General features: G+C 66.2%; 17 protein-coding genes. 7 read left to right on the forward strand and 10 right to left on the reverse strand.

Annotation, left to right across the window (positions count from 1 at the left end; genetic code table 11):
* Positions 1–194 precede the first annotated feature (194 nt).
* From PV772_RS16005 to PV772_RS16015, 3 genes are all read left to right on the forward strand, one after another.
* Positions 195–1,481, forward strand: coding sequence for a hypothetical protein (locus PV772_RS16005; protein WP_347886788.1), 1,287 nt, complete (start codon positions 195–197; stop codon positions 1,479–1,481).
* Positions 1,482–1,601: 120 nt separating this feature from the next.
* Complete coding sequence (locus PV772_RS16010; RefSeq protein ID WP_347886789.1) at positions 1,602–2,531, forward strand: NADP-dependent oxidoreductase; 930 nt, start codon at positions 1,602–1,604, stop codon at positions 2,529–2,531.
* Between the two features lie 117 nt (positions 2,532–2,648).
* Positions 2,649–2,804: a hypothetical protein gene (locus tag PV772_RS16015; protein ID WP_168225769.1), complete on the forward strand. Its 156-nt coding sequence runs from the start codon at positions 2,649–2,651 to the stop codon at positions 2,802–2,804.
* A gap of 65 nt (positions 2,805–2,869) precedes the next feature.
* Here the strand turns inward: PV772_RS16015 and PV772_RS16020 are convergent, their stop codons facing one another.
* Positions 2,870–3,511 carry a DNA alkylation repair protein gene (locus PV772_RS16020; RefSeq protein WP_347886824.1) on the reverse strand — a complete coding sequence of 214 codons (642 nt, stop codon included), beginning with the start codon at positions 3,509–3,511 and terminating at the stop codon, positions 2,870–2,872.
* 574 nt (positions 3,512–4,085) lie between these two features.
* Positions 4,086–4,406, reverse strand: coding sequence for a GYD domain-containing protein (locus PV772_RS16025; protein WP_141161327.1), 321 nt, complete (start codon positions 4,404–4,406; stop codon positions 4,086–4,088).
* A gap of 277 nt (positions 4,407–4,683) precedes the next feature.
* Here PV772_RS16025 and PV772_RS16030 point away from each other — a divergent pair, with 277 nt between their 5' ends.
* The 3 genes from PV772_RS16030 to PV772_RS16040 all read left to right on the forward strand — a co-directional run bounded on the left by PV772_RS16030 (position 4,684) and on the right by PV772_RS16040 (position 8,334).
* Positions 4,684–5,001: a hypothetical protein gene (locus PV772_RS16030; protein WP_347886790.1), complete on the forward strand. Its 318-nt coding sequence runs from the start codon at positions 4,684–4,686 to the stop codon at positions 4,999–5,001.
* Between the two features lie 66 nt (positions 5,002–5,067).
* The gene (locus PV772_RS16035) at positions 5,068–7,701 is read left to right on the forward strand and encodes a PEP/pyruvate-binding domain-containing protein (RefSeq protein WP_347886791.1); all 2,634 of its coding nucleotides are present in this window, start codon (positions 5,068–5,070) and stop codon (positions 7,699–7,701) included.
* A 36-nt stretch (positions 7,702–7,737) separates the two neighbouring features.
* Positions 7,738–8,334, forward strand: coding sequence for a TMEM175 family protein (locus PV772_RS16040; RefSeq protein WP_347886792.1), 597 nt, complete (start codon positions 7,738–7,740; stop codon positions 8,332–8,334).
* Between the two features lie 11 nt (positions 8,335–8,345).
* On the opposite strand, the gene PV772_RS16045 is transcribed toward PV772_RS16040, so the two are convergent.
* From PV772_RS16045 to PV772_RS16070, 6 genes are all read right to left on the reverse strand, one after another.
* Positions 8,346–8,612: a hypothetical protein gene (locus PV772_RS16045; protein ID WP_141180921.1), complete on the reverse strand. Its 267-nt coding sequence runs from the start codon at positions 8,610–8,612 to the stop codon at positions 8,346–8,348.
* Between the two features lie 96 nt (positions 8,613–8,708).
* Positions 8,709–9,206: a hypothetical protein gene (locus PV772_RS16050; RefSeq protein WP_347886793.1), complete on the reverse strand. Its 498-nt coding sequence runs from the start codon at positions 9,204–9,206 to the stop codon at positions 8,709–8,711.
* Between the two features lie 290 nt (positions 9,207–9,496).
* Positions 9,497–10,084, reverse strand: a complete 588-nt coding sequence (locus PV772_RS16055; RefSeq protein ID WP_347886794.1) for a hypothetical protein — start codon at positions 10,082–10,084, stop codon at positions 9,497–9,499.
* A 76-nt stretch (positions 10,085–10,160) separates the two neighbouring features.
* The gene (locus tag PV772_RS16060) at positions 10,161–12,221 is read right to left on the reverse strand and encodes a phospholipase C, phosphocholine-specific (RefSeq protein WP_347886795.1); all 2,061 of its coding nucleotides are present in this window, start codon (positions 12,219–12,221) and stop codon (positions 10,161–10,163) included.
* Between the two features lie 277 nt (positions 12,222–12,498).
* A complete protein-coding gene (locus tag PV772_RS16065) occupies positions 12,499–13,530 on the reverse strand; it encodes a TerC family protein (RefSeq protein WP_347886796.1) in 1,032 nt (343 codons plus the stop codon).
* Between the two features lie 215 nt (positions 13,531–13,745).
* Entirely contained in the window at positions 13,746–14,615 is an 870-nt protein-coding gene (locus PV772_RS16070; protein ID WP_347886797.1) for a DUF1295 domain-containing protein, read from the reverse strand.
* A gap of 236 nt (positions 14,616–14,851) precedes the next feature.
* On the opposite strand from PV772_RS16070, the gene PV772_RS16075 reads away from it, so the two are divergent.
* A complete protein-coding gene (locus tag PV772_RS16075) occupies positions 14,852–15,283 on the forward strand; it encodes a DUF2177 family protein (protein ID WP_347886798.1) in 432 nt (143 codons plus the stop codon).
* A gap of 135 nt (positions 15,284–15,418) precedes the next feature.
* Here the strand turns inward: PV772_RS16075 and PV772_RS16080 are convergent, their stop codons facing one another.
* Both PV772_RS16080 and PV772_RS16085 read right to left on the reverse strand, forming a co-directional pair.
* Positions 15,419–15,565, reverse strand: a complete 147-nt coding sequence (locus PV772_RS16080) for a hypothetical protein (RefSeq protein ID WP_168223104.1) — start codon at positions 15,563–15,565, stop codon at positions 15,419–15,421.
* Position 15,566: 1 nt separating this feature from the next.
* Positions 15,567–16,952 carry an OFA family MFS transporter gene (locus PV772_RS16085; protein WP_347886799.1) on the reverse strand — a complete coding sequence of 462 codons (1,386 nt, stop codon included), beginning with the start codon at positions 16,950–16,952 and terminating at the stop codon, positions 15,567–15,569.
* Between the last annotated feature and the right edge of the window lie 160 nt (positions 16,953–17,112).

Here is a 17,112-nt window from a genome sequence, read left to right on the forward strand (position 1 = left end):
CGTGTAAAAGCCGGCGCTCCCGGTCCTGGTAGGGGGTTTCCGGGCATCCACCGCCGCCTACCTAAAGCACTCCCCTTTTGGCTCCCCTTCCTGCCACCGCGGCCATCCGGGGCGTGGCCTGCGGACGTATGGTGATCCCGCCGGCAGGTGATGCAACGGCCCCGGCGTTACTGACATAACCGAAGGGGACTGTTATGCGCCTGCTCCGCCTCCTCATCGCCCTCCTCCTCGCGGCGTCCGTTGCGCTCGCGCTCCCGCTCCCCGCCCAGGCTGCCGACGTCGGAATCCCTGGCCCTTCTTTTGCGGCCGACGGCGTAAGAACGCCAACGGCTGACAAGGCCCAGAGCAAGCTCTGGTTCCAGGACGGGAGCTGGTGGGGGCTGCTGTGGAGCGAATCCGCCCATGCGACAACGATCCACCGGCTTGATGCCGCAACGCAGACGTGGCAAGGGACCGAGACAGTCGTCGACCCGCGTCAGACGGCGCGGGGAGACGCCCTGTGGGACGCAGTCGACGGCAAGCTCTATGTCGTGTCGAGCACGACGGTGCGCTCGGAGTGGAACTCGCCACCGTCCCAGCTGGCGGTGACGTCCGGGTCCGCGGAGCTGCACCGCTTCAGCTATAACGCGTTGGCCAAGACCTATTCGCAGGATGCTGGATTCCCCGTCACCCTGCACAGCGGGAGCACGGAATCGATCACGGTGGCCAAGGACTCCCTCGGCAAGCTGTGGGTCACCTACACCACTGTGTCCTCCGACAACAGCAACCGCGTCTACGTCAACCACTCAACCACCAGCGACACGGCGTGGGGCACCCCGTTCGTCCTGCCCACCGCCAACGTCCAGGTGCACTACGACGATATCTCCGCCGTCACGTCTTTCCAGGGCGACAAGATCGGCATCATGTGGAGCAACCAGCGGCCGGGACAAAAGAAGTTCTATTTTGCCGTCCATCAGGACGGGCAGCCGGAGAACTCGTGGCAAACAGAGGTGGCTTACGGCGGGGGAAAGAACTGCACCGGTGGCTGCGCCAACGATCATCTGAACCTCAGGCAACTGACCAGCGACGGCAACGGGCGCCTCTTCGCGGCGATCAAAACCGCCAACCGGAAGGTCGGCCAAACGTTGGTGGCGCTGCTGGTGCGCGATGGTAAGGGCGATTGGACCAGCGCGGAGTTCGGCGAGGTGCAGGACCTCCACACCAGGCCGATGGTCATGATCGACGAGGAGCACCGCGAAATCTGGATGTTCGCGGTGGCGCCCGAAGAGGGCGGAACCATCTACTACAAGAAGTCGCCGATCGACAACGTTTCCTTCGCGCCCGGGGCAGGCACCCCCATCATCAGCAGCGGCACCGACACGGACATCAACGACCCCACGTCCACCAAACAAAACGTCAACAGCCAGACGGGCCTGGTGGTGCTGGCGTCCTCGAGGCAAAACGCCAGATACTGGCACGCCTCCGTAGATCTTGCGCAGTAGCCCGCCACCGCCTGGCCGCGTGGAGACGACGGCGACAGCCGCCGTCGCCCTGCCCGTGCGATACGCCACTCCCCAGCCCTATCCGGAATAGCGAAGTGCCGCCACGCAGTTGTCGCAACCATGAAGGCAATCACTTACAGCGAATACGGAAACCCGGACGTCCTCGAATACGGCGACCAGCCGATGCCGAAGGTCGGTCCCGGGATGGTCCTGGTCAAGGTCAAGGCGGCAGCAGTTAATCCGGTGGACTGGAAGATCATGGCCGGCGGACTGGACGCGGTCATGGACCTGCAGTTCCCCGCCATCCCCGGCTGGGACGTGGCAGGCGTTGTGGAGTCCGTAGGTATCGATGCGAGGCAGTTCCAGCCCGGCGATGAGGTTATCGCCTACGGCCGCAAGGACTACGTCCACGGCGGCAGCTTCGCCGAGTACATCGCACTGCCGGAGCGAGTTCTGGCCAGGAAGCCCGCCACGCTCGGATGGAACGAATCCGCCGGCCTGCCGCTGGCCGGGCTCACCGCCTACCAGGTGCTCAACCGGCTGGGCCTGACGGCCGGGGAAACCGTCCTGATCCACGGCGGCTCCGGCGGTGTGGGCTCCCTCGGCATCCAGATCGCAGTGGCCACGGGCGCCAGCGTCATTGCCACCGCCTCGGAGAAGAACCACGCTTTCCTCCGCTCCCTCGGCGCCGAACCGGTTGCCTACGGCGACGGTCTCGCGGACCGCGTGCGCGCGCTGCGTCCCGACGGTGTGGAGGTCGTCGCAGATTTCGTCGGCGGCAACCTTGAGGCCACGCTGGCGGTGCTGGCCGACGGCGGCCGGCACGCCTCCATCGCGGACAGCGACGTGGAAGAGCACGGCGGCCAGTGGATGTGGGTCACCCCCGTAGGTTCGGATTTGCAGGCTCTTGCTGACATGGCGGACCAGGGCAAGCTTCGCGTGGAAGTTGCCGAGGTCTTCCCGCTGGACAAGGCCGCCGATGCCTTCCGGTCCAACATGGATGGCCACACCCGGGGCAAGATCGTGGTGGCCGTCAACCAGGATTCCTGATTCGGTAACGGTTTGACGAAGGCTCCGCCCCGTGGGGACGGAGCCTTCGGCGTCGGAACAGCATTCGTGAGAGGCTGGGAAAAACTCACATTGGGGGAAATTGTGAATGTTGGATGGATGCTGCTTAACGCAGCTGTGCTGATCGTGCCTATCGCCTTGGGCGCCACGCTGCTGTACTGGATCATCCGGCTGGGCGTAAAGCACGGCATGCGCTCGTACTACGCGGACCGAAACCGGGAAACGGCTGTCGATATGCCCAGCGGTGTGGGATAGCCCGCACCCGCACCTGGCCGGAAGCACCTTCGCACGCGCCGTCGTCGCCGTCGTCGTAAAACCTGCTACTCTTCTTTCCGCCGCACCATCTCGCCGATCCATGCCGGGGCGAACGGCGACGTGCACCCCGGGGGCGTCGGGTAATCCTTCAGCACTTCAAGCCGCTCACCGATCGCGGTGGCACGCTTCCGGTAGGCGGCGTGCTCGATCCCGATCTGCGCCAGGCAGGTGTTCATAGCCCACTGCAGCCTGTCCGGGGCGTCCTTCATCTCCGCTTCGATGGCGTCCAGCAGGGCCGGCAGGTCCAGGCCCTCGGGTTTCTTGACCACGCGGTCCGAGGTCAATGCCCATCCGGCGGCAGCCACCGCGGGGTCGGTGTCAGCCAGCCACGCGGTGCGCAATTCCTCGCAGTGCGGGCTCTTCTTGACCACATAGTTCACCAGCCAGTCCTGCAGCTTGGGGGCGCGGGCGTCGCGCAGCATCGCATCCAGCTCATCCCGCCGGAACGCCTTGGGGCGGCAAACCAGCAGCGCCAAAAGCCGGGCTGCCGTATCGCCGGTCTCCCACAACCGGACCGACAGGTCCTGCTGGGTTTTCAGCCGCTTCGCGAGCGCGCGCAGCTGGCCCAGGTTCACGCCGTGGTCATCGCCGCGCTTTTCGTTCGCCTCGCGAACCTTTGCATCCTCGAGCTCAGCCAGCTGGGCCATCGCTTCGTCAACGGTCGTGTGCGCCGCAGTGTCCACCACAAACTTCCTCCTTTGTTGCCTCTTGGTTCAGGGTACGACGACGGCACGGCCTTCCATGGAAAGGGCTGGGCCGCCCCTCCCGAACAGAGGGAACCACTCAGCCCACCTTCCGCCGCATTGTGGCCACGGCCTAGCCAACGGGACAGGTGGCGTTTTGGCTCAAGATTCGGGCAATTATTCCCGCTGATGGACAAAACCCCTTCCGTACGTCGGCGCGGCTTCCTACAGTGTCCACACAGGCCGGACGGGGGACACCATGAAAAGCCAGGACGCATCACCAGCCCGCAATAGGGATCGGACGACGCCGGAGCCTCCGGGCGCCGCCCACCGGCCCGTTCCCGCTCCCCCAACAAGGCGTCCCACGGCGTCCCAGGCGCCGGTCCCCCGGGTCAGCGGCCGCGAGCGCGAAGTCCAGCAACTGATCTACGATCTCGCCCTCCTCGCTGCCAGGCAGTGTCCGCAGTATGGCACGCAAGCCGGCGCACCGCCGTCGTAATTTCCGACGGCGGTGCGCCGGCCAACGTGCGTAACTCCCCTACTGTCCCGGTGCCCGGTAGGTCGGGGTCTTCTTCGCGGCTTCGTCCAGGTCCGCCACCGTCAGGAGCGGCTTCAGCCGGACGTTGACGTTCCCCGACGAGTTGATCAGCAGCGACAACGCTGCAGCGCTGGCATCGTCCGGCGCGTCAAAGACGCCCAGGACGTCATAGTAACCAAAGGCGTAGTAGAAGCTTTCCAGCGTTCCGCCCACGGACTTCAGCGCCTCCGTCAGGGCATCGCGCCGCGCGGTACCGCCTTCCTGCATGAGCCCCTTGATGCCCTGGCCCACGTACGTTGCTTCGAACAGATACTTCGGCATGGTCTTTCCCTTTGATGTGTTCTCATACATGCCGGCGCGGAGCGGGCGATGTCAGCAGGGCGCCGTGAGTGGCGCCGGGGGCAGCGGGCACCCGGCACCTGGTTCGGTGGCAACGGGATTCCACGATCGCCGTTACGGCAGAAAGTATTCCTCCCATCCCAGGCAGTCAATATCCCGGGATACCTAACGGCAAAGTGGGGCATTCCTCCCCTTTGCACAGCCCGGTGCCGGGACTAGCCTGACCGGCATCAGCGTCCATCACCGTCAGGAGTCCGTCATGGCCGGGTTTGTGCAGATCATCGAATTCAACAGCTCGCGAATTAACGAGATCGTGGACCTGGGCCGGCCCGCCAGGACCGGGGAAAGCTCGCCTGCAACATTCCGCCGCATCATAGGCGCAGCTGACAGGGCCAAGCCCGGGCACTACTTCACCATCGTCGACTTCGATTCCTACGAGTCGGCCATGGAGAACTCGAACAGGCCCGAAACATCGGACTTCGCCGCGAAAATGGCGGAGCTGTGCGACGGGCCGGTGACCTTCCACAACCTCGACGTCATGTGGGAAGACACCGGAACCGATGAGGGCAACGGTTAACTGCGGGAGCGGCGCCTTCGTCCCAGCGAAACGGACGACGGCGGCGGGCATCAGGGAGGGCACGTCATGACCTACGTCATGGACCTGGGCGACGTCGACCGGAACGACATCGCCGGGGCGGGCGGCAAGGCCGTGGGCCTCGGCGGCCTCATCCGGGCCGGGCTGCCGGTCCCGCCGGGGGTGGTCCTCACCACCAACGCCTACGCCGCCTTCGTCGCGGAGAACAAGCTCGGGGAGGCCATCCAGGAGTTGGCCGCGCTCCCGCCTGAAGCGGCGGCGGAAGACTACGAGCACGCCTCCGCCCTCATCCGGACCCTGTTCAGCAAAGATGCCATGCCCCCACGCATCCGGGCCGAACTCGAGGCCGCCTATGAGCGCCACGGCGGCGGGGACACCGCCGTGTCGGTCCGCTCCTCCGCCACCGCCGAGGACCTCGCCTCCGCCAGCTTCGCCGGGCAGCAGGAAAGCTACCTCAACGTCCGCGGCATGGACGCCCTGGCCAAGGCCGTCATCAACTGCTGGGCCTCCCTTTGGACCGCGCGTGCGATGGCCTACCGCGCACGCGAAGGCATCCCGCCCGCCCAGGTGCGCCTCGCCGTCGTAATCCAGCAAATGGTGGAGGCCCAGGCCGCCGGGGTGATGTTCACTGCCAACCCCTCAAACGGCCGCCGCGACCAGACGGTGATCAGCGCCGCCTGGGGCCTGGGCGAGGCCGTGGTCAGCGGGCAGGTCACCACCGACGACCTGACCGTTGAGACCCGCACGGGCAAAATCCTCACGCGGCAGACTGCCGACAAGGAACTCATGACCGTACCCACGGAGAACGGGACGGTCGAGGAAAAAGTGGCGGAGGCCCGCCGTCGTGCGCCCGTCCTGGACGATGCCGCGGCGGCTGAACTGGCTGCCCATGGCCAGCGGATCACCGAGCATTTCGGATCCCCGCAGGACATCGAGTGGGCGCGTGCAGGCGGCAGGTTCTTCCTGCTCCAGTCCCGGCCCATCACCGCGCTGCCCGAACCCGCGGGGGACGTCCCCACGGAATGGCCCGTCCCCTACCCCAAGGGCCTCTACTTCCGGGCGAGCATCGTGGAACAGATGCCGGAGCCGCTCTCCCCGCTCTTCGCCGACCTCATCGACGGATCCGTGTCCCGCTCCATCTCGGCCCTGATGAACCAGGCGCTGGGCGGCCACCCCCTGCGCGAGGGCGACGTCCGCTTCCCCACCGTCAACGGCTACGCCTATTACTACTACCGCACCTGGCCCATGCTGCGGATGACGGCCCGGACCGTCCCCGCCATGAGCGCACTGTTCCGCGGCACGGCGCACATGGGGGTGGCGGGCTGGCGCGACTACTCGCATCCGCGCTACGAACGGATCATTAAGGACTGGTCCACGATGCCGCCGGCCGGGCTTTCCGGAGCCGATCTGCTGGCGGGCGTGCAGGCCCTCCTGGACGCCGGCACCGTGTACTACACGGCGGTGCAGTCCATCATCCCGCTGGCCGACATGAGCGAACTCTCCTTCCGGGGCCTCTATAAGACCGTCCGGCGGCGCGGCGATCCTCCGGCCCAGGAGTTCCTCCTGGGCTTCGACAGCGAACCGATCCGGGCGGAAAAGTCGCTGTACGACCTCGCCGGCTGGGCGCGCAGCGACCCCTCGCTGGTATCCGCCCTGTTGGAAAGTACGACGCCGGAACTCGCCGAGTGCCTGCGCACCGGTTCAGCACCGGCCGGAGTGGACGGCGTCCTGTGGCAGGAATGGCGGTTCACCTTCCAGGAGCATCTGGACCGGTACGGGCACGCGGTCTACAACCTGGACTTCGCCACCCCGGTGCCGGCCGACAACCCGTCCGCCCAGCTGGACACGGTGAAGTTTTACCTGCGCGGGCAGGGCACCGACCCGCATGAACGGCAGCGGCTGCTGACCGAGCGCCGGGAGGAACTGACTCGGGACGTCGCCGGCCGGCTGCGTCCCCGACGTCGGGCACTGTTCCTCCGTCTGCTCAGGTGGGCGCAGGAGACGGCCCCGGTCCGCGAAGACGCGCTGGCCGACGTCGGACTCGCCTGGCCGTTGCTCCGGCGGTTCCTGCGGGAGCTCGGGCGGCGGCTTGTGGCCTCCGGCGTCATCGCTGAGGCCGATGATGTGTTCTGGCTCCGGTTCTCCGAGCTGCAGGCTGCGGTGGAGTTCGGGCTGGCGGAGCCCGAAGCTGGCGTGGCCCTCTCAGGAGCGTCCCGGCCGGTCCGGGCGGCCGCCGTCGATGAGCGCAGGATGCTGTGGCGCGGCCAGTCCAAGGCTGCGGCGCCACAGATGCTCCCGCGGAAGGCCTGGATGGAGAAGGCGTTCGGCTCGATGATGCCGGGAGGCCCGCAACAACAGGCCGGCGGCGTGATCAAAGGCACCGGCGCAAGCTCCGGCCGTGTGACAGCGGCCGCCCGCGTCCTCCGCGGCCCCGGGGACTTCGGCCTGATGCAGCCCGGCGAGGTGCTGGTGGCCCGCATGACCACTCCCGCCTGGACGCCGTTGTTCGCGATGGCTTCCGCGGTGGTGACCGATGTGGGCGGCCCGCTGAGCCACAGCTCCATCGTGGCCCGCGAGTACGGCATCCCGGCCGTCCTGGGCACCGGGGTGGCGACCCAGCGGCTGGCCGGCGGGCAGACGGTGAGCGTGGACGGCGACGCTGGCACGGTAACCATCATTTAACGCGCGGGCACCGGACTTTGCGTGCATGATATTCGGGTGAACAAGAACCGGCTCGAAGCCTTCAGCGACGGCGTCCTGGCCATCATCATCACCATCATGGTGCTGGAACTGCACACCCCGGAGGAACCAACGTGGGCAGGCGTCGCCGCCATCCTGCCCACGCTCTTCACCTATCTGCTGAGCTTCGTGTATGTGGGGATCTACTGGAACAACCACCACCACATGATCCACCTCGCCAGCCGGGTGAACGGCACCATCCTCTGGGCCAACCTGCACCTGCTGTTCTGGCTGTCCCTGTTCCCGTTCACCACCCGGTGGATGGACGAGTCCGGGTTCCTGCAGGTCCCCGTGCTGCTGTACGGCATCAACCTGCTGTGCGCCGCGATCGCCTACTTCATCCTGGAACGGCGGCTGATCGCGGTGCAGGGGAAGGACGGCGCCCTGGCCCGGGCCGTCGGGAGGGACTGGAAAGGCAAGGCCTCCCCGCTGATCTACCTCACCGGCATCGCCCTCACGTTCCTCCAGCCGCTGCTGGGGGTGGCCGTCTTCACCGTCGTCGCGCTGATCTGGCTGGTTCCGGACCGGCGGGTGGAACAGTTCGTCGTCAAGGCCCACCAGGAGAACGCCGGGTAGCGTTGTTCCCTCTACTCCCCCATGCCAGGATGCACTGGAACAAAATCCACCTTGTTTCCGGAATTGGTCCGGCTGGCCGGGGCCCGGTTGAACCCCCTGGCATCGAGTCCGTTCTTGGCGCGGAACTCGGCGACCGCTGAATCGTAGGCGTTATTGAGGGCGCGGCCGGAGAAATCGCCGGTGGTTCCGTCGTTGAAGGCGATCCGGATACGGACACTGGCCGGGTAGTGCCGGTTCATGCGGACGTAGCCGTCAGCGTCCTGCTGGAGGGTGATCACGGAATCCTGCTTTCGTTCGTAAGGGCAGTCCCAAGTCTCCCGCAGAAACCGGAATCGCGGCACCCAACCAGGGGTGCCGCCGTCGTAATTCCCTGCTTAGCAGTGGACCGGGCTGTAGAACGCAGCGCCCCAACTGGATTTGTCGGTGGCGTTCGGACCGAAGCTGGCGTCCAGGGTGATGCACTGGCCACCGGCGGTCTGCGTGTTGGTGTAGACCGGGCCGGCATAGTACGAGTAGTAGCCGCTCGAAACGTCGTCCGGGCCGTATGACGGGTAGTTGCCGATCATGTTCTGGCGGTACATCTTGATACCGTACGTGGGTCCGTAGGCGTAGGCCACCGAACAGTTCTTGCGTGCCGTGGAGTTCCAGTACACGTCGATGGAGCCGGTTTTGGTGCCCGGTTTCCCGTACCGATAGTCCTTGCTGTAGGTCGGCACGGTGATGGGATGCGACCCGATGTACGTGTAACCCGTGCCGCACGGGCCCGCTGCGGTAGCGGGAACCGCCGCCACCAGGGAGGCGCCGGCAGCGACCCCGGCAGCGACCAGCAGCGAGATACCTTTTGTTTTCAGTTTGTCCTGCGAGAACTTCATGGTGACTCCAAGTGATGGGTGGCCTGGTGCAGCGAAGGTGCTGCAGCGCAGGCCCATATAAGCACACCGATTGGACGAAAAGACAGGGCGCAACATGGGGAGGCCTCCCCACCGCCTCAAATTTGCCGCAAGGTCCTTGATACTGTCCTGCTGCGCACCGCCATACTGGGCGATGGGGATGACTCGGCGGTGCGCGCTCTCACAAGGAATTACCGGCCGCCGGCGCTCATCGCCTGTTTATGGCCGGAGGCACCCTGCAGAAAGACGCCCCACCCCTGGTCGGGCTTCGGCTACCGAAGGCCCAGCGCCACCACGAGGCCGATAACCACGGCGGCCACGACCCCCAGCGAGATGTAGAGTCCGGCCTTCATCGAACTCTTCTGCACCGTGGCGCCGGCGCTGGGGAGCGCTTCCTGCCACGCTTTGATGGCGTCCAGGCCCTGGTAGTAGGCGAACATCATTGCGGCGCCGCCAGCCGCGCCCGCCACAGCGCCCAGGCTTCCCGCTCCGCTCATGGCGGCTCCGGCGGAACCTGCGCGGCTCAAGCCGGTGGGGTCCGTGCGGCCATCCACGCCGGCGGCCATCTCCGCGAGCTGCCAGGAGGACGGGCTGGGCGACAAGGACGCGCCCACACCCGTGACGTCGTACTTCCGGCCGTTCGCCGTGACCACCATCGTCCCCATGCTCGTGAACCGGACCGCCGCCTGGGATGCCGGCACGGAAAATACCGGCACCCCGGCAGCGTCATGCATGCTGAACGTGCCCGCGCTGTCCATGGCCACGATGGCAGGTACTGTCTTGGCTCCGTTGATCATGCTCTTGCGCCAGTAGAGCAAGGACTTCATCGGGGACGCGGAACCTGCGGATGCTATTTCCATGACCACAGCTTAGGCGGCACCCCTCGCCGTCCGCCCGCAGCCGGCATGGGGAGATCTCCCCCGCCGCCGGAGTGGGTCAGCGGCCCAGTTGGGGATCACTGGTGAGCGGGCCGCCACTTTCGATGCGGCCGGCCAGGACGCGGACGAGCTTGGGATCGCCGGCGGACGTGACGGTGAGGTCGTACCAGCCGCCCTGGGTGGGGATGACGACGGTTTTGCCCTGTCCCGGGTTGAGCGTCAGGGTCTGGGAACCGGCGCCGTAGGCGTCCGTGAGGGTCAGGGTGACCGCCGCGGCGCCCGGGTTGTCGATCCGGAACTGCGCGTGCGGGGATTTGCCATCTCCGGTGACGCTCACGCGGATGTCCGCGGCCGTCGTCGTACCTGCGACCCGCCGGTACCAGCCTGCCGGGCCGTGCATCTGCACGTCGTACTCGGCACCGAGCGCCCACGAGGCATCCAGCGACGCTCCTGCCCCGATGGTGTAGGAGTACGGGCCGGCCGGGAGCAGGTTGGAACGGACCTGGACGTGCGCGCCCAGGGTTCCATGGTTGGCCCACCGCGCCGCGAGCTTTCCGGCCTGGACCGTCGTCTCGACGTCCAGGGCGTAGCCAAGGGGGCGGGACGGGCGGGTGCCCTTTTCCTGGCTGGGCATTGAGTTCGACGCCGGAGGTACCGGCACGTAGCTGGGGTGCCGTTTGTGGTCGGCCGGCTTGTACGCGGACGTGTCCGCCAGCGCCGGTGCGGCCCCACCCGCCTTGGAGAAGTCGAACGCGCTGGTCAGGTCCCCGCTGACGGCGCGGCGCCACGGCGTGATGTTCGGCGACGCCACGCCGAAGCGGGCCTCAAGGAACCGGACGATGGAGGTGTGGTCGAACGTTTCGGAGCAGGCCCAGCCGCCCATGCTCCATGGCGAGGCCACAATCATCGGCACGCGCACGCCCAGGCCGAAGTGCCCGGGGACGTCCTTGTCGCCGTAGAACGTGGGGCTGCCGTCGTACCATTCACCGGCAGTGGAAACCGTGGAGGCGCCGGGAATCTGCGGGGTGTTCGGGTGCGGCGGGACGATGTGGTCGAAGAAGCCGTCGTTCTCGTCGTACATGAACAGGACAGCCGTCCTGCTCCACACATCTGGGCTGGAGGTGAGGATGTCCAGGATGTTGGCGGCGTACCAGGCGCCGAAGTTCGGCGGCCAGTTCGAGTGCTCGGAGTACGCTTCGGGCGCCACGATGTAGGAGACCTGCGGCAGCGTGCCCGACGCAACGTCCTTGCGGAGGATGCTGAACAGGTCGTCGCCGGCCTTGGCATTGGTGCCGGTCCGGGCTTTGTCGTACAGCGGGCTTGCGGGCTTCGCGTCCTGGTACTGCTTGAAGTACAGGAGTGAATTGTCGCCGTAGTTGCCGATGTAGGCGTCATCAGTCCAGCCCTCATAGTGTGCCGGATCAAGGCCCTCACCGATGTCCTGGTAAACCTTCCAGCTCACCCCGGCCTTCTCCAGTTCCTCCGGGTAGGTGCTCCACCAGTAGCCCTTCTCGCCGTTCCACAGGTCCGGGCCGCCGCCCTTCCGGTCGGGGTCGTCTCCGCCGGCGAACATGAAGTAGCGGTTCGGGTCGGTGGGGCCAAGGACCGAGCAGTGGTACTGGTCGCAGACCGTGAACGCGTCGGCAAGCGAGAAGTGGAACGGAATGTCCTGGCGGCCGTAGAACGCCATGGTCGCGTCCGTCTTCTGCGGCAACCATTTGTCGTACTTCCCGTTGTTGAAGGCCTCGTGCGTGAGTTTCCACGAGTGGTCCAGGTCCTCCATGAACTGCATGCCAAGGTCCGGCGCGTCCGGGTGGAACGGCGTCACTTCCCGGGTGGCGTTGGCCTGGTGGAAGCTGTCCTTGCCTGACGGCAAGAGTGCCGGGTGCGGGTCCGCGAACCCGCGCACGCCCTTCAGCGTGCCGAAGTAATGGTCGAAGGCACGGTTCTCCTGCATGAAGATCACCACGTGCTCAACGTCCTTGATGGAGCCCGTGGCCCGGTTCGCCGGGATTTCCGCGGCCCGGGCGATGCTCTGGCCCATCATCTGGGAAACTGCAGTGCCAGCCGCACCTGCGGCGGACAGTTGAAGAAAACGACGGCGGTTGAGACCTGCCATGGGGGAGCTCCTAATGCGTTGGCTTTTGATGTCCCCCGCAGGGAACTATGCCAGCGCTGCGTTAAGGCCCCGTGTACACGGCCTGAATATCAGGAAGCCTCCCAGGTCACTGACCCAATCCAGGCTGCGCCTCGGGAACCGCGCAGGAGGACGAGCACGTCGAACTCTGCGTCAGCCCGTACGAAGTGTCCCTGCGGATGTACGACACATAGATGGCGGCGGCGGCACCCACCCGAGTGCCGCCGTCGTCCGTCCTGCTTGCGTGGCCGCCCGGGGACTATCGGCGGGTACCCGCCGTGGAATCCGTGTCCTCACGTGTAATCGCATCGCCGACGGCCTCGCCGGCATGCCCACCGCGGGTTTTGACCAGGCTGGCCACAGTGGCCACCAGGATGGTGGCGCCAATGAAGACCAGGGAGAACCAGATGGGGATCTCGGGTACCCAGAGGAGCGGCTGGCCGCCGTTGATGAAGGAGAGCTCGTTGACGTGCAGGGCGTGGAAGACCAGCTTGACACCGATGAACGCGAGGATGACAGCCAGCCCCTGCGCCAGGTAGACCAGGCGCTCCAGCAGGCCGCCGATGAGGAAGAACAGCTGCCGGAGTCCCATCAGGGCGAAGGCGTTGGCGGTGAAGACGATGTACGCCTCGCTGGTCAGGCCATAGATCGCAGGGATTGAGTCGACGGCGAAGACCAGGTCCACGAACCCGATGGCGATAATGGTGAGCAGCATGGGCGTCACGAACCGCTTGCCGTCCAGCTTCACGGTGAGCCGGTCGCGGTGGTACTCCGGGGTGACCGGCAGGACGCGGCGCACCAGCTGCATGAAACGGCCGTCAGCGGGGTTGGCATCGTGGCCGCTGAACGCCTGCCGGTACGCGAGGAAGAGCAGCAGGGCGCCGAAGATGTAGAACACCCAGGAGAAGTTTTCGATCAGCGTGGCGCCGACGGCGATGAACCCGCCGCGCAGGACCAGGGCGATGATGATGCCCACCATCAGCACCTTCTGCTGGTACATCTTGGGGACGGCAAATCCCGTCATCACAATGAGGAAGACAAAGAGGTTGTCCACCGAGAGGGCCTTTTCGGTGAGGTAGCCCGCGAAGTACTCGCCGCCGTAGGTCCAGCCCGAGACGGTTCCGATTCCGACGCCGAACAGCAGCGCGAGCCCGATGTAGAACGCCGACCAGCGTGCCGACTCGGCAATGGACGGTTCGTGGGGTTTGCGGACGTGCGCGAAGAACTCGTAAACGAAGAACAGGACCGTCACGGCAATGGTGATGATCCAGATAAGCGGTGTGACCTGCATGAGGGTACTCCAAGGGGTTGGCGCTGACAGTGACGCCAAGGTCTCCTCCGCCCGGTTCTACCGGAGCCGGTGGCCCGGGATGCTTCGCTGCATCCGTATTGACGGGCCACGCACAGACGGGAGTACTCCCCTTGATGGCTTAAATGGTAGCTGATTAACGGGCGACGGCGGCACCCGGGCCGGGTGCCGCCGTCGCCCGCCCTGCCGGGCAAGCCCTACTTGAGCTTTGGCACCAGCACCGGGGTGCTCTTCTTGTACTCCTCGTAGTCGGCCTGGCCGCCCCACTTCTTGTCCGCCTTCTTCTCCAGTGGCGGTACGCCGCTGCCCTTGGTCAGCAGCAGCGCCACGAACACCGGGGAGACCAGCGCCGCCCACTGCCAGCCCTGCAGGACCGGCAGCGCAATGATGGCAACGCCCACCCACAGCGTGATTTCGCCAAAGTAGTTGGGGTGGCGGGACCGGGACCACAGGCCGGTCCTGATGAAGCGGCCCTTGTTCCTGGGGTCGTCCTTGAACCGGTTCTTCTGGAGATCGGCTGCGGTCTCGATGCTGATGCCCGCGAGCCACACCACCAGGCCCACCCAGAAGAACCCGTCCAGGCCCACCTTCTTGTCCGACGTGATGGCCACCCACGCGAGCGCAGCCGTAAGCACCACCCACAGGCCCTGGATGGTCCACGTGTTCAGGAAGCGGAAGAAGTCCGGCTTGAGCTCATCGAAGCGGTCGTCCTTGCCATGCTTGCTGATCCGCAGGAACAGGAAGCTGCCCAGCCGCGCGGCCCAGAGCACCACCATGGCCGCCAACAGCATGCCGCGGGCATCCACGCCCGGGGATGCCAGCACCAGGAACACCGTGATGGAGATGTAGGTCAGGGCGCCGGTAAGGTCGTAGAACTTCTCCGTCTGCGCCTTGTAGGACGGGATGAACACCAGCCACTGGATCACAAAGGCGATGGCCACCCCCAGGGCGAAGACCGGGAACCCGCCAATCCTGGATCCGCCCTGGCTTCCGGCAAGGGCGATGAGCACGGCCACCACAACGGCAATGACGGTGCTGATGAGCGCCTTGCGGCTCTTCTGGTTCACAGACAGCTTCCTTTCCCCTGGCCCGCCGCGCGCTGCTGCACGGCCGGTCCCGTCCGCGCCCCGACGGGCACGGTTTCATCCAACAACAACTCAGCCGTGGTGGCCTTGTCCACTGGGTGTTCGTAGCGTGAGCGGGATTGTATGGGTGGAGGTGTACAGCTTTCGGGTTTAGGCAGTCCACCCCCGGCCGTGGCTTCGAACCACTCCTGACCCGCACCCGACGCAAGGAGTCCCCCATGAGCCCCCGCACCAAGAACTGGCTGGCCGCCTACGCTGTCAGCGCCCTGATTTTCGCCGTGCTGGACGTGGTGTGGATCCTGCTGGTGGCCAACCCGCTCTACCAGAGCCAGATCGGCCACCTGCTGGCACCCAAGGCCAACCTGCCCGGCGCAATGCTGTTCTATGTCGTCTTCGTGGCGGGAATGGTGCACTACGGCGTGCGGCCCAACAGCCCTGGGGCCACGGTGCGGCAGCGGGTAACGGGCGCTGCGCTGTTTGGCTTCTTCACCTACGCCACTTGGGCGCTGACCGGGTTCGCCGTGCTGAAGGATTTCACCGCCCTGGTGGCCTTGACGGACATCCTCTGGGGAGCCGCGGCATGCAGCCTGGTGACGTGGGTGACCGCATCCGTCCTGCGCCGCCGGCTCAGGAAACCCGCCGTGGCGTGAATCCGCGCGGCGCCCCCGCGTCACGGACGGCACGCTTTTGACCAAGGAAAGACGGCGGAACCCCGGAAGGCCGGGACACGCCGTCGTCCGTTGCTGCTAAAGCCTGCCCTGCGTGACGCGAGGCCGGGCCCGGGGCTAGCCGAAGAGCGCTGCCACCTGGGTGAGCGTCTGGAAGACCCCGTAGGCCAGGGGAATGCCCACCAGGATCCAGGCCAGGACCAGCCTGCCGGTGGACTTGCGGACCGGCTCGTGCGCGCCGTGGGGATGTGCGGTGCTGCTCATTTCAGGCCTCCTTGGGGGTTAGGTGCTGTTCGCGGCGGGATTCATGGAACCGTGGGTCCACCGGTTTGACCAGCAGGTTGGCCACAAAGCCAATCACCAGCAGCGCCACCATGGTCAGCAGCGCGGGCTGGTAGGACGCGCCATTCAACTGGCCCGGCTTGCCCTGCGCGTCCAGGATGCTGTTGACGATCAGCGGCCCGGCCACGCCGGCGGCGGACCAGGCGGTGAGGAGCCGGCCGTGGATGGCGCCCACCTGGTAGGTCCCGAACAGGTCCCGCAAGTAGGCCGGGACGGTGGCAAAGCCGCCCCCATAGAACGAGATGATGATGAAGGCGAGCACCACGTAGAGGGCCGTGGCGCTGGACCCAGCCAGCGCCAGCACCGTGTACAGCACGGCACCTACGCCCAGGTACATCATGTAGATCCGCTTGCGGCCGGTGACGTCGGAGGTGGCGGACCAGGCGAACCGGCCGGACATGTTGCCGATGGACAGCAGCCCCACGAAGCCGGCAGCGACGCCGGCGCTCACCAGGGACTTGCCGTCGGACTGCCGGAAGAAGTCCTGGATCATTGGCGCCGCCTGCTCCAGGATGCCGATGCCGGCCGTCACGTTGCAGAACAGTGCCACCCACACCAGCCAGAACTGCCGGGTCTTGATCGCGTTCTTCGCCGAGACGTTCTCGGTGGTCACCAGTTTGGCCGCCTTGACCTTGGAGGGGTCGAAACCGGCAGGCCGCCAGCCGTCGGCGGGCACCCGGACGGTGAACGCACCGAACAGCATGTAGGCGAGATAGACGACGGCGAGGGTGAGGAAGAGCTTGCCCACGGCATCTCCGCTGGCAACCCAGCCCTGGGCGCCGGAGTTGGGATCGTACGCCTTGAGCAGGGCCTGGGACACAGGGCTGGCGATCAGCGCGCCGCCGCCGAAGCCCATGATCGCCATGCCGGTGGCCAGGCCCGGCCGGTCCGGGAACCACTTAATCAGCGTGGACACCGGCGAGATGTAGCCGATGCCCAGCCCGATGCCGCCCACCACGCCGTAGCCCAGGTAGACCAGCCAGAGCTGGCGCGTGAAGATGCCCAGCGAGCCGATGAGGAAGCCGCCGGCCCAGAACATCGCGGACGTGAACATCGCCTTGCGCGGGCCGTTGGTGTCCACCCAGGTACCCATGACCGCGGCGGAAAGGCCCAGCATCACGATGGCGATGGAAAAGATGACGCCCACCTCGGTCAGGCTGGCGCCGAAATGCTTGACCAGTGCGGTCTTGTACACGCTGGTGGCGTAGGCCTGGCCGATGCACAGATGGACGGCGAGCGCGGCGGGCGGGACCAGCCAGCGGTTGAAGCCCGGCGGGGCGATGGAGTGGTCACGGTCCAGGAAGCCCATGGTTGTTTCCCTTTGCTTGTCGAAGACGTCGATGTCTGATCGATCCAGAGGCGAAAGACCTTAGTGAGCCCGGCCCCTTGCCTTGGGCAATCATCATGCAAATCATCAGCAAACGTACTGTTGGCGCGCCGAACGGTGTGGATTTTACGCCGAGTGGCGC

Source organism: Pseudarthrobacter sp. CC12 (genome assembly GCF_039907755.1).
In the GTDB taxonomy this organism is placed as follows: domain Bacteria; phylum Actinomycetota; class Actinomycetes; order Actinomycetales; family Micrococcaceae; genus Arthrobacter; species Arthrobacter niigatensis.